This window comes from Cedecea sp. NFIX57 (assembly GCF_900177785.1).
Lineage (GTDB): Bacteria > Pseudomonadota > Gammaproteobacteria > Enterobacterales > Enterobacteriaceae > Cedecea > Cedecea neteri_C.
Genome location: NZ_FXAS01000006.1, coordinates 81766 through 94227 on the forward strand (window position 1 = coordinate 81766; position 12462 = coordinate 94227).

At 54.3% G+C, this 12462-nt stretch carries 8 protein-coding genes and 1 pseudogene; 6 read left to right on the forward strand and 3 right to left on the reverse strand.

Going from position 1 to position 12462, the window contains the following annotated elements:
* Positions 1–108: 108 nt before the first annotated feature.
* Entirely contained in the window at positions 109–4008 is a 3900-nt protein-coding gene (gene hrpA / locus B9Y90_RS06555) for an ATP-dependent RNA helicase HrpA (RefSeq protein ID WP_085540657.1), read from the forward strand.
* Between the two features lie 33 nt (positions 4009–4041).
* On the opposite strand, the gene B9Y90_RS06560 is transcribed toward hrpA, so the two are convergent.
* Complete coding sequence (locus B9Y90_RS06560) at positions 4042–4698, reverse strand: O-methyltransferase (RefSeq protein WP_085540658.1); 657 nt, start codon at positions 4696–4698, stop codon at positions 4042–4044.
* A 67-nt stretch (positions 4699–4765) separates the two neighbouring features.
* Complete coding sequence (locus B9Y90_RS06565; RefSeq protein WP_085540659.1) at positions 4766–7063, reverse strand: FdhF/YdeP family oxidoreductase; 2298 nt, start codon at positions 7061–7063, stop codon at positions 4766–4768.
* A 186-nt stretch (positions 7064–7249) separates the two neighbouring features.
* Here B9Y90_RS06565 and B9Y90_RS06570 point away from each other — a divergent pair, with 186 nt between their 5' ends.
* The gene (locus B9Y90_RS06570) at positions 7250–7792 is read left to right on the forward strand and encodes a GNAT family N-acetyltransferase (RefSeq protein WP_085540660.1); all 543 of its coding nucleotides are present in this window, start codon (positions 7250–7252) and stop codon (positions 7790–7792) included.
* Here the strand turns inward: B9Y90_RS06570 and B9Y90_RS26895 are convergent.
* Positions 7748–7924: a hypothetical protein gene (locus B9Y90_RS26895; RefSeq protein WP_176227846.1), complete on the reverse strand. Its 177-nt coding sequence runs from the start codon at positions 7922–7924 to the stop codon at positions 7748–7750. The genes B9Y90_RS06570 and B9Y90_RS26895 overlap by 45 nt on opposite strands.
* A 265-nt stretch (positions 7925–8189) precedes the next feature.
* On the opposite strand from B9Y90_RS26895, the gene B9Y90_RS06575 reads away from it, so the two are divergent.
* The 4 genes and pseudogenes from B9Y90_RS06575 to B9Y90_RS06585 all read left to right on the forward strand — a co-directional run bounded on the left by B9Y90_RS06575 (position 8190) and on the right by B9Y90_RS06585 (position 12432).
* Complete coding sequence (locus B9Y90_RS06575; RefSeq protein ID WP_045782434.1) at positions 8190–8441, forward strand: HTH domain-containing protein; 252 nt, start codon at positions 8190–8192, stop codon at positions 8439–8441.
* A 105-nt stretch (positions 8442–8546) separates the two neighbouring features.
* On the forward strand, positions 8547–10196 hold the full coding sequence (locus tag B9Y90_RS06580) for a putative bifunctional diguanylate cyclase/phosphodiesterase (RefSeq protein WP_085540661.1): 1650 nt from the start codon (positions 8547–8549) through the stop codon (positions 10194–10196).
* Positions 10197–10374: 178 nt separating this feature from the next.
* Positions 10375–10509, forward strand: a pseudogene (locus B9Y90_RS27225) (hypothetical protein); the annotation flags it as partial.
* Between the two features lie 228 nt (positions 10510–10737).
* Positions 10738–12432, forward strand: coding sequence for a methyl-accepting chemotaxis protein (locus tag B9Y90_RS06585; RefSeq protein ID WP_085540662.1), 1695 nt, complete (start codon positions 10738–10740; stop codon positions 12430–12432).
* The last annotated feature ends 30 nt before the right edge of the window (positions 12433–12462 follow it).

Sequence of the window (12462 nt, forward strand, 5' to 3'; positions counted from 1 at the left end):
ATTCGAATTTATTGAACAAGGCGCTCAAAACCGGGGTGTGATAAAATAGCGGAAATCAACGCCGTGACTTATCCGGTTGTGCCCGGTAGCGAAATAACGATAGATAAAATGGAAATGACAAAACCCTCGCTGTCCTCTTTGTTCGCCCGTCTTGACGGGCTGATGCTCCGCGACAGACAACGCTTTTCTCGCCGCCTGCACGGTGCGAAGAAAATTAAAAATGCTGACTCTCAGCAGGCCTTATTCGACACGCTGGGCGCAGAAATTGACGCCGCAGTTGGCAAAGTCCAACTGCGTGAAGCCGCGCGCCCGGCGATTACCTATCCTGAAAATCTTCCGGTCAGCCAGAAGAAACAGGACATTCTGAACGCCGTGCGCGATCACCAGGTGGTGATCGTGGCCGGTGAAACGGGCTCCGGCAAAACCACTCAGTTGCCAAAAATTTGTATGGAGCTGGGGCGCGGTGTTAAAGGGCTGATTGGCCACACTCAGCCTCGCCGTTTGGCGGCACGCACCGTGGCTAACCGTATTGCGGAAGAGCTGCAAACCGAACCCGGCGGTTGCGTAGGCTATAAAGTGCGTTTCTCCGACCACGTCGGCGATAACACGATGGTCAAACTGATGACGGACGGGATCCTGCTGGCGGAAATCCAGCAGGACAGGCTGCTGATGCAGTACGACACCATCATCATTGATGAAGCGCACGAACGTAGCCTGAATATCGACTTCCTGCTGGGTTACCTGCGGGAACTGCTGCCGAAGCGTCCCGATCTTAAAATCATCATTACCTCGGCGACCATCGATCCGGAGCGTTTCTCGCGCCACTTTCATAACGCGCCGATTATCGAAGTTTCAGGCCGAACTTACCCGGTGGAAGTGCGCTACCGCCCGATGGTGGAAGATAACGACGATGTCGATCGCGATCAGCTGCAGGCGATTTTCGACGCGGTGGATGAGCTGGGCCATGAAAGTTCGGGCGATATCCTGATCTTTATGAGCGGCGAGCGTGAAATTCGCGACACCGCTGATGCGCTGACGAAGCTCAATCTGCCGCATACGGAAATTCTGCCGCTCTATGCGCGCCTGTCCAACAGCGAGCAGAACCGTGTTTTCCAGGCGCACGTCGGGCGGCGAATTGTGCTGGCGACCAACGTGGCAGAAACCTCGCTGACCGTACCGGGGATAAAATACGTTATCGATCCTGGTACGGCGCGTATTAGCCGCTACAGCTACCGCACCAAGGTTCAGCGTTTGCCGATTGAGCCGGTGTCTCAGGCTTCGGCCAACCAGCGTAAAGGCCGCTGCGGCCGCGTGTCGGAAGGGATCTGCATTCGCCTCTATTCCGAAGATGATTTCCTGTCGCGCCCGGAATTTACCGACCCGGAAATTCTGCGCACTAACCTGGCGTCGGTCATTCTGCAAATGACGGCGCTGGGCCTGGGGGATATTCAGGCGTTTCCGTTCGTTGAGGCGCCGGATAAGCGCAACATCCAGGATGGCGTGCGCCTGCTTGAAGAGCTGGGCGCCATTACCAGCGATGAAGACCATAGCGTTTATAAACTGACGGCCTCAGGCCGCCAGCTTTCGCAGCTGCCGGTTGACCCGCGTCTCGCCAAAATGGTGCTGGAAGCGCAGAAATTTGGCTGCGTGCGTGAGGTGATGATTATTACCTCCGCGCTGTCGATTCAGGATCCGCGTGAGCGACCGATGGATAAACAGCAGGCCTCGGACGAGAAGCACCGCCGCTTCCACGACAAAGAGTCTGACTTCCTGGCCTACGTGAACCTGTGGAATTACCTCGGCGAGCAGCAAAAAGCGCTCTCTTCAAACCAGTTCCGCCGCCAGTGCAAGCTGGACTTCCTCAACTACCTGCGCGTCCGCGAATGGCAGGATATCTACACCCAGCTGCGCCAGGTGGTGAAAGAGCTTGGCCTGCCGGTGAACAGCGAACCAGGTGACTTCCGCTCGGTGCATTCGGCGCTGCTGACGGGGCTGCTGTCCCATATCGGGCAGAAGGACACGGAAAAGCAGGAATACACCGGGGCGCGCAACGCACGCTTCTCCATCTTCCCAGGCTCAGGTTTATTTAAAAAGCCGCCGAAGTGGACGATGGTGGCCGAGCTGGTGGAAACCAGCCGCCTGTGGGGGCGTATCGCCGCCCGGATCGACCCGGAGTGGATTGAGCCGCTGGCGCAGCACCTGATTAAGCGCTCGTACAGCGAACCGCACTGGGAGAAAGCCCAGGGCGCGGTAATGGCGCAGGAAAAAGTGACCCTTTATGGCCTGCCGATTGTGGCGGCACGTAAAGTGAATTACAGCGATATCGATCCGGCGTTGTGCCGCGAGTTGTTTATTCGCCATGCGCTGGTCGAAGGCGACTGGCAAACCCGCCACGCGTTCTTCCGCGACAACCTCAAGCTGCGGGCGGAAATCGAAGATCTGGAGCATAAGTCCCGTCGCCGCGACATTCTGGTGGATGACGAAACGCTGTTTGAATTTTATGACCAGCGCATCTCCCATGATGTGATTTCCGCGCGCCACTTCGACAGCTGGTGGAAAAAGACCAGCCGCGAAACGCCGGATCTGCTGAATTTTGAAAAAAATATGCTGATCAGGGAAGGCGCGGAGCAGGTCAGCAAGCTGGACTACCCTAACTTCTGGCATCAGGGCAATCTCAAGCTGCGGCTGACCTACCAGTTTGAGCCGGGGGCGGACGCCGACGGTGTGACGGTGCATATCCCGCTGCCGCTGCTGAACCAGGTTGAAGAGTCTGGTTTTGAGTGGCAAATCCCTGGCGTGCGCCGCGAGCTGATTATTGCCCTGATCAAATCGTTGCCGAAGCCGGTGCGCCGTAACTTTGTGCCAGCCCCGAACTACGCGGAGGCATTTTTAGGCCGGGCTACGCCGCTGGAATTGCCGCTGTTGGATAGCTTGGAGCGAGAATTCCGCCGCATGGCGGGCGTCACCATTGACCGGGAAGACTGGCACTGGGATCAGGTGCCCGATCACCTGAAAATGACCTTCCGCGTGGTGGACGAGCACAACAAGAAGCTGAAAGAGGGCAAAGACCTCAGCGAGCTAAAAGGCGGCCTGAAGGATAAAGTGCAGCAGACGCTTTCCGCCGTGGCGGATGACGGCATTGAGCAGAGCGGGCTGCACATCTGGAGCTTTGGTTCGCTGCCGGAAAGCTATGAGCAGAAACGCGGCAATTACCGGATGAAAGCCTTCCCGGCACTGGTGGATGAAAAAGAGAGCGTGGCGATTAAGCTGTTTGATAACCCGCTCGAGCAGCAGCAAGCGATGTGGCGCGGGCTGCGCCGTTTGCTATTGCTGAACATTCCGTCGCCGGTGAAATACCTGCACGAAAAATTGCCGAACAAAGCCAAGCTGGGGCTGTACTTTAACCCTTATGGCAAGGTGCTGGAGCTTATCGATGACTGCATTTCCTGCGGTATTGATAAATTGATCGCGCAAAACGGCGGTCCAGTTTGGAGCGAAGAAGGATTTGCCGCGCTGCATGAGAAAGTTCGCGCAGAGCTGAACGACACGGTGGTTGAGATTGCCAAACAGGTGGAGCAGATCCTCACGGCGGTGTTTAACATCAACAAACGGCTGAAAGGGCGCGTGGATATGACCATGGCGCTTGGCCTGTCGGATGTTAAGGCGCAGATGAGCGGCCTGGTTTACCGAGGTTTTGTCACCGGCAACAGCTACAAACGGCTCGGCGATACACTACGTTACCTGCAGGCAATCGAGAAACGGCTGGAAAAAATGGCTATCGATCCGCACCGTGACCGCGCGCAGATGCTTAAGGTGGAAAGCGTGCAGCAGGCCTGGCAGCAGTGGCTGAACAAGCTACCGCCGGCAAGCCGTGAAAACGAAGAGGTGCAGGAGATTCGCTGGATGATTGAGGAACTGCGCGTCAGCTACTTCGCGCAGCAACTTGGGACCCCGTACCCGATTTCCGATAAGCGTATTTTGCAGGCCATGGAGCAGGTGTCACTTTGATATCAGGCCCTTTCCCCAGGAAAGGGCCTGATCTTATTTCACCCTTGCCAGCGTAAAACCATCCCAGCCTTTACTGCCGACCGTCTGTAGCGCAGTGGCAGAGAGATTTGGGTTGTTGCCCATCAGCTCGATAAAGGTTCGCACACCCCGAACGCGGTCATCGCCGCTTTCGGGGTTGGCTACTTCACCATCGCGGACCACGTTATCGCCAATGATTAACGTGCCGGGACGTGAATATCTCAATGCCCACTCAAGATAAACCGGGTTATTCGGCTTATCGGCATCAATAAATATCAAATCGAACGGCGCTTCGCTCCCTAAATTGGCCAGCGTTTCTGCCGCGGGGCCGAGATGCAGTTCAATGTTTTTTTCCAGTCCTGCCAGCTTAATGTTCTTTTGTGCAACCTCCGCATGACGAGGGTCGGCTTCAAGCGTGATCAGCTTGCCGTCAGCCGGTAGTGCTCTCGCCATCCAGACGGAGCTGTACGCGCCGAGCGTTCCGATCTCCAGAATCTTTCTCGCGGCGGTAATCTCCACCAGCAATTGCAGGAATTTCCCCTGGTTAGGAGCAACATCATGGGCAGGTAGCCCGGCGGCATGATTATTGGCAAGAATGTGCTGGAAAACGGCATCGGAAGGGATTAGGGAATGAACAAGGTACTCATCAACATCGGACCATTGTTTCTGCATCGCTTACTCCATGTTTAGAGATAACGTTTTCCCTCTCGCCTTGTGGGAGAGGGAATGTGATTCCCGATCAGGCAATTCGTCGCGTATTCTCCGCTTCGCTACGGGTAATTTTCACCGGTACGGATTTTGACGTCGGCGTGCCCGTGCCGTCCCCGACGCTGCCAAGCGGCACCAACGGGTTTGTCTCCGGGTAATAGGCCGCGAGATTGCCGCGAGGGATGTCATACGCCACCAGTTTAAAACCGCTGACTTTACGGACGATGCCATCATGCCAGATGGTTTCAATATCGACTTTATCGCCGTCGTTCAGGCCGAGTTCACCCATATCATCAGGGTGAATGAACAGCACTTCACGCTGGCCGTATACGCCACGATAGCGATCGTCGAGGCCATAAATGGTGGTGTTGTACTGATCGTGAGAACGTAGCGTCTGTAGGGTGAACGGGGCTTCCACACCTTGCCACAGCGAATCCGGCAGTGGGGCATCGCTGAATTCAGCCTTGCCGCTTGGCGTGTTAAAACGCAGTTCTGCCGCGGCGTTGCCGAGGTAAAAGCCACCAGGTTCTTCACAGCGCTGATTGAAATCTTTAAAACCGGGCAGCGTGGCAGCGATGTGATCGCGAACCAGGTTGTAGTCGTCGGCCAGCGCCAGCCAGTCCAGTTTGGTTCGGCCCAGAACGGCATCAGCTATGCTGGCAACAATCGCGGTTTCAGAACGCTGGGTGTCGGCAATCGGCTTGCCGATGCCTTCGGAGGCGTGAACCATGCTAAAGGAGTCTTCGACGGTGACAAACTGGCGCCCGGAAACCTGCATGTCTTCTTCGGTACGGCCAAGCGTCGGCAAGATCAGCGAGGCTTTACCCGGCACCAGGTGGCTGCGGTTCAGCTTGGTGCTGATGAACACGGTCAGGCCGCAGCGGCTAATGGCTTCTTCCGTGCGAGGGCTGTCCGGTGCCGCAGCGGCGAGGTTTCCGCCCAGGGCAATGAGCACTTTGATTTCGTCGCGCAGCATCGCTGCCAGGGCTTCAACGGTATTATGGCCGTGCTCGCGCGGGGGCTCAAAATCAAAGTGTTTGGCCAGATTATCCAGCAGGCTCACCGGCGGTTTTTCATCAATCCCCATCGTACGGTTGCCCTGCACATTACTGTGCCCACGTACAGGACAAAGGCCCGCGCCCGGACGGCCTAAATGGCCGCCCAGCAGTTGCAGGTTGACGATTTCACGCACGGTATTCAGCGAATGTTTGTGCTGAGTGATGCCCATAGCCCAGGTAAAAATCACCCGTTTTGAATGCTGCCAGATAGCGGCGGCGTCGCGCAGCTGCAGTTCGCTCAGGCCGGACTGATGGGTGATTTTCTCCCAGCTGGTTTCATCAATGGCGGTAAGCCAGGCCTCAACGCCGTGGGTATGGGCTTCGATAAACGCCAGATCAAACACGCCATCTTCACCTTCAGTGATCAGGCGACGGTGGGTTTCCAGCAGCGCTTTTGCCATGCCGCGCACCGCCGCCATGTCGCCGCCCAGATTCGGTTGGTAGTAGTTGGTGCTGATGGTACCCGCCAGCGGGGTGATCACTTCCAGCGGTTTTTGCGGATCGGCAAAGCGTTCCAGGCCGCGTTCGCGCAGCGTATTGAAGGTGACAATCTGTGCCCCATTTTCTGCTGCATGGCGAAGGCTGTGCAGCATTCGAGGATGATTGGTGCCGGGATTCTGGCCAAACACAAAAATGGCGTCGGCTATATCGAAATCATCCAGCCGGATAGTACCTTTCCCGACGCCGATACTGCGTTTTAGCCCGCTGCCGCTGGCCTCATGACACATGTTTGAGCAATCCGGGAAGTTGTTGGTACCCAGCATTCGGCCAAAAAGTTGATAGAGGTAAGAGGCTTCATTGCTGGCGCGGCCAGAGGTGTAAAGCTCAATCTGGTCGGGGTTATCCATCGCCTGGATGTGTTGCGCAATCAGGCTTAGCGCGTTGGCCCAACTGATAGGTTCGTAGCGATCGGTTTGTGGATTGTAGCTGAGCGGTTCGGTCAGGCGGCCTTGATATTCGAGGAAATAGTCACTTTGCTGGTAAAGTTTAGTGACGCTGTGTTGAGCAAAAAAGTCGCTGTCTATAAAACGGCGAGTCGCTTCCCAGGTGACCGCTTTGGCACCATTTTCGCAGAAGCTGAAGGTGCTTTTGTTATCGTCACCCCAGGCACAACCCGGGCAATCAAAGCCTTTGGCTTTGTTCATGCGCATCAGGTTGCGCAGATTTTTCAGGGCATGTTTGCTGTCGATGACGAAGCGGGTTGTCGCTTCGAGAGAACCCCAGCCGCCCGCTGCGGCCTGGTAAGGCTTAATCGCCGATTTGAATTTCATATGGCAGGTGTCACTTGTTATGGTTGATTGCGCAATAACACAGATGAGTTGCTTACCTTTAGTTTACTCCTGATTAACATTTGTGGAAGTGCTAACGTCAATCGGCCATCAACGAAACGGCCAGGGTTCACGGAAACAGGCTGTTAAACTGCGTGGCATTAGTGCCAATAAAAGAAAGGGATAATAATGCTATATGCCACTGATAGTAGAGATATTGATGAACTACAGCGCGTTGAGGCAGTCGCTGCACGCCGTTTTCTTGCGGTGCCCGAGCTGGCTTTTTTAGCCAGTGCAGGAGTGACCGATAGGCAAACTCATGCCGCCGCCATAGAAAATAAACTCGCCTGGAAGGTGACTGGGAACGACGGTAGGATCCACGGTTTTTGCTATTGTGAACGGCACGAAGATACGCTTTATCTGGCTGAGATCTCGACCCACCCGGATTTTCAGCGCCAGGGCGTGGGGGCTATGTTGCTGGCTGAGGTCAAACGCATGGGACAGCTGCTTGGCGTAAGCCAAATCACGCTGACAACTTACAGGGATGTGAGCTGGAATGCCCCCTGGTACGGACGCCACGGTTTTGTCGTTATAGATGATGCGGCGTTAACGCCAATGCTTGCTCGCTGCCTTGCGCACCAGCGCGACGAAGGCTTAATGGTTTTACCCCGTTGCGCAATGCGGTATTTACTCGGGGAGGGGAAGCCCCCGATCGGTAAACCATTTTTGTAACCGCGTGAGCTGGCGGATGTGGTAGCCAATAGCCAGCTCTTCGTACAGCGTCGATGGGGGCGTCAGCGGGGCGACATCGGGTCTGCCGCTCAGGATGGCCCGTCGGGCCTGATACCAGGCTCGTTGTTTCATCTCAACTTCATCTGGTCTTGTTACCCGATGTTTACTCACGGTCATAGTCTGCCAGCTTATTGTGAGGCGCGATTATACCCTGCAAAGCTGTCAATATGTCGTCCGATCTCCACGGACGTTAATTTTTGATCAAAAAAATCTAGCCTTGTCATAATGTTGCGTAATAATTACCCTGCGGACGCACGATATATTCTGTCAATGGCTGACACGACCTGTCATTTGTTCGCGCTAACATTCCTGACACCTACTTGCAGGAGACACACTCATGACCCCCCCCGAAAAAAGCACGCTGCTTGCCAACAGAATTGCCGGTATTTTTTGTGAAATGCTGAGCTGCGAGCGCGTGTCCCGCCATCAACTGGCCAGTAAATTTGGCGTAAGCGAACGGACGATATACCGGGATCTCCGGCGGCTAAGCAACTATGTTTATCATGTGGGGGACGATCAGTACGCCCTCAGCCGGGAAGTGACTCAACAACTGGAAAGTTACCTGCAGCGGGTAAAGCGAGAAAAATGATCTTACGTCGGTGAAAACGGGCTTAAAGCTTCGTGGCTACGCCGCCGATAATGCGATAAATTACTCTTTTTATTCATGAAAAACCACAATTAACTCAAGGGCAAGATGCGTACTGAAAGCTTAACTGATATCGCCTATCGGCACTTTGTGGAGAGCGTAAAAGATTACGCGATCTACATGCTGAATATTGATGGCACCGTAGCCACCTGGAACGAGGGGGCGCTGCGAGCGAAGGGATATCTGCGCGATGAGATTGTGGGACAGTCATTTGGCGTTTTCTACAGCGAAGCGGAGCAAAAAAACGGGCTACCTGAGCGGAACCTGAATATCGCGCTAAAAAACGGAAAGTTTGAAGGCGAAGGCTGGCGATACCGTAAAGACGGGAGCCGTTTTTGGGCGCACGTGGTGATTGATGCCATCTATGATGAGCACCAAACGCTGCTGGGGTTTGCCAAAATTACCCGCGATATCAGCGAGCAGAAGGTCGTGATTGATAAAATCTCATGGCTTGCCCGCTACGATGCGCTGACCGGGCTTCCTAACCGCGTCGAATTCTTCAGTTTTGTGGAGAAACTGTTCACTGAGTCTGACTATAACCACATTGCTATTTGCACGGTTGATCTCGATAAATTCAAAGAGATCAACGATACCGAAGGGCATCTGGTTGGCGACCTGCTTCTGCAGCGGGTTTCGTCCTCGGTGCTTAAAGCGATGGAAAAAGATGAGATAGTTGCCCGCTTTGGCGGCGACGAATTTGTCGCCGCCAAGCCTTATAACCACGACGACGAACTGCGTAATTTCACCGAGCGCTTGCACAGCTGTTTTGTTGGCAAACAGATTTTTGCTCACAGCGAAATTACCGTTAGCGCCAGTATCGGCGTGGCGGTTTACCCGGATGATGCCACGGACATCAATACGCTTATCAGCAATTCAGATTTGGCGATGTACCGTGCCAAAGCCAATCTGGATAACAAGATCTGCTGGTATGAAAAAGACATGGATGAAAAAACGAGGCTGCGCAACCTGATGGCCGCGGATATTCGCCGTGGCATCAAAGAAGGGCAGTTCTTCATCCATTACCAGGAAAAACGCTCGCTGAAAGACAAGGCGATTACCGGCTATGAAGCGCTACTTCGCTGGAATCACCCGGAGCAAGGACTGATTCCGCCCGATGAATTTATCCCTATTGCCGAGGAAAGTGGGGCTATTGTCCCGCTGGGCTATTGGGTGATTGAAACGGTATGTAAAGAGTCGCTAGCCAACAAGCTGGACAAAAAAATTTCGATCAACATTTCTCCAGTGCAGCTGCGTAATCTCAGCTTTATCGACAATGTCCGCGACATTTTAATGCGAACCGCATGGCCAATAACGTTACTTGAATTCGAGGTGACAGAGACCGCCTTCATCATTAATAAAAAACTGACGTTTAACATCCTGCATCAATTCCAGAAAATGGGGATCAGCATTGCGCTGGATGATTTTGGCACAGGATATTCTTCTTTGAGTACGCTGCGGGAGTTCCATTTTGACGTCATCAAGTTGGATCGCAGCTTCCTGACGAATGTTGAAAGCAACTTTCAGGCGCGTTCCTTCGTGCGAGCGATCATCTCTCTCGGCAACTCCATCAATACACCGTTGATTGCCGAGGGTGTGGAAACCAACGAGCAGTTGCGTATTTTGGAAGAAGAAGGCTGTACTGAAATTCAGGGATTCCTGTTTGGCCAACCTGTTGACATTAAAAACATTCATCGATGAAATGAATGGCGGCGCATGCATTTGCGCTGCCAATGACTATGGCGAAGTGTTTAGGTTTTTTATCTCACCTTTGATGTTTTAATAAAAAATAATATCTTCTTGTTATTATTTTTTTGTGCTGGATTTTTGTTCTGTTTATCGAAAAAACCAATCCTGATTGAGTCTGAGTTAATTTTAGGATGACCATACCGAGCCGGAAAATGAAAGCCTGTCGCTGACGGACACTAACGGCCAGATCCCACGTCACGCGTTACAAGGTACGGTGCTTGACACGGTGATGAAAACACCTGCGCCCAGCATGACGGTGCGTAACAGACGGACAACTGGCGCAAACGGATATGCAGTTCAGGCAATTACTGAACCGCTATGCGCTGATAAAAGGTCAGGCAGAATAGCGGCTGACCCAAACCTGTGATCCACTTAACCCTCCGGGACTTCTTTAGCGTCATTAACGCAAATCTGTGACGTAGCGCGTAATGTTTTTCCGCGCCGGGGCCGATGACCTTTGAAGGGAATTCCCCATACAAAGAGAGTCACGGACATGTCGATAAAAACTCTGACCCCACAAAACGGCGTGCGCTTCTGGCATCACATCAGGCTGGTGCCGCTGTTTTCCTCTATTCTCGGCGGCATTCTGCTGCTGTTTGCGCTATGCATCGGTTTCGCCAGCTATTTTCTCATTCAGAGCGATCGCGCGCTTCAGGATGTCACCGAGGAAATTCAGGTGCGAATGGGGCTGGCGGATAGCGCCAATCACCTGCGTACGGCGCGCATCAACCTGATCAACGCCGGAGCCGCAAGCCGTGTCGCGGATATGGATCAGGTTAAACAGAACGTGGCTAATGCCGAAGGACTTATCCAGCAGGCGCAGGCTGGCTTCAGCGCTTATCTGGCCCGCAAAGTGAAAACGCCGGCAGATCAGGCTTTAGACAAAGTGTTGCAGGATGATTTTGCGGCCTATCTCGAAAAAGGGATGAAGCCGATGCTGAAGTTCGCCAAAAACGGCATGTTTGAGGCGATCATCACCCATGAAAGCGAAGTGGTACGCAAGCTGGATGGCGATTACGATGCCAAACTGCAGCAGGCCGTTAGCATTCGCACTGAACGTGCAAATGCCCTGAGAGAGCAGGCCGATAGCCGCACCCGCACCAGTGTAGCGCTGATGGCCGGAGCCTTTGCGATTGCGCTGTTTATGACGGTGTTCACTTTCATCATGCTGCGTCGCGTGGTGATTGGCCCGCTGCAGCGCGCTGCGAAGCGTATTGAACATATCTCCGAGGGGGATTTGACCCTGCCAGCAGAAGCGACCGGCAACAGCGAAATTGGCAAACTCAGCCAGCACCTGCAGCATATGCAGCAGCAACTGGTCAGCACCGTCAGTACGGTACGCGAAGGTGCTGAGGCTATCTATCAGGGCTCGAGTGAAATTTCCGCCGGGAACACCGATCTTTCTTCCCGCACCGAGCAGCAGGCGGCGGCAATCGAACAAACCGCCGCCAGCATGGAGCAGTTGACCGCCACGGTGAAACAAAACGCCGACAACGCGCATCACGCGACAAAGCTTGCGGAAGATGCCTCGCAAAAAGCCAGCGACGGCGGGCGTATTGTGTCGGGCGTGGTCAGCACCATGGACAACATCTCCGCCAGTTCGAAGAAAATCTCTGAGATCACCGCGGTGATCAACAGCATCGCTTTCCAGACCAATATTCTGGCGCTGAACGCCGCCGTGGAAGCGGCAAGAGCAGGGGAGCAGGGGCGAGGTTTCGCCGTGGTGGCAAGCGAGGTGCGAACGCTGGCACAGCGTAGCGCCCAGGCGGCAAAAGAGATTGAGGGGCTTATCAGCGAATCCGTGTCGTTGATCGATAGCGGTTCCCGCCAGGTGGCACAGGCCGGCACCACGGTGACCGGGATTGTGGAGGCCGTCCGCCGCGTGACCGATATTATGCTGGAAATTGCCGCGGCTTCGGATGAGCAAAGCCGTGGCATTCAGCAAGTCGGGCAGGCGATACACGAAATGGATAACGTCACGCAGCAAAATGCCTCTCTGGTGGAGGAGGCGTCAGCCGCCGCCGTTTCTCTGGAAGAGCAGGCTGCCCGTCTTACAGAGGCGGTTGGAGCCTTCCGCCTGACAACGGGTTTCACCGCTGTACCGCAAAAACACGCTGCCACATCTTCCCCTGCATCCATCCTGGTTCGGCCTGCAACGGCCTCTGCCGACAACTGGGAAACATTCTGATTTACTTCTCGCGGCTCAGAAATGGGCCGC

What these genes read in the sequence shown, in the direction of transcription:
- B9Y90_RS06580 (WP_085540661.1), top strand. Translation starts at nt 8,547, where the DNA reads ATGCGTACTGAAAGCTTAACTGATATCGCCTATCGGCACTTTGTGGAG.
- B9Y90_RS06570 (WP_085540660.1), top strand. Translation starts at nt 7,250, where the DNA reads ATGCTATATGCCACTGATAGTAGAGATATTGATGAACTACAGCGCGTT.
- B9Y90_RS06575 (WP_045782434.1), top strand. Translation starts at nt 8,190, where the DNA reads ATGACCCCCCCCGAAAAAAGCACGCTGCTTGCCAACAGAATTGCCGGT.
- B9Y90_RS26895 (WP_176227846.1), bottom strand. Translation starts at nt 7,924, where the DNA reads ATGAAACAACGAGCCTGGTATCAGGCCCGACGGGCCATCCTGAGCGGC.
- B9Y90_RS06585 (WP_085540662.1), top strand. Translation starts at nt 10,738, where the DNA reads ATGTCGATAAAAACTCTGACCCCACAAAACGGCGTGCGCTTCTGGCAT.
- hrpA (WP_085540657.1), top strand. Translation starts at nt 109, where the DNA reads ATGGAAATGACAAAACCCTCGCTGTCCTCTTTGTTCGCCCGTCTTGAC.
- B9Y90_RS06565 (WP_085540659.1), bottom strand. Translation starts at nt 7,063, where the DNA reads ATGAAATTCAAATCGGCGATTAAGCCTTACCAGGCCGCAGCGGGCGGC.
- B9Y90_RS06560 (WP_085540658.1), bottom strand. Translation starts at nt 4,698, where the DNA reads ATGCAGAAACAATGGTCCGATGTTGATGAGTACCTTGTTCATTCCCTA.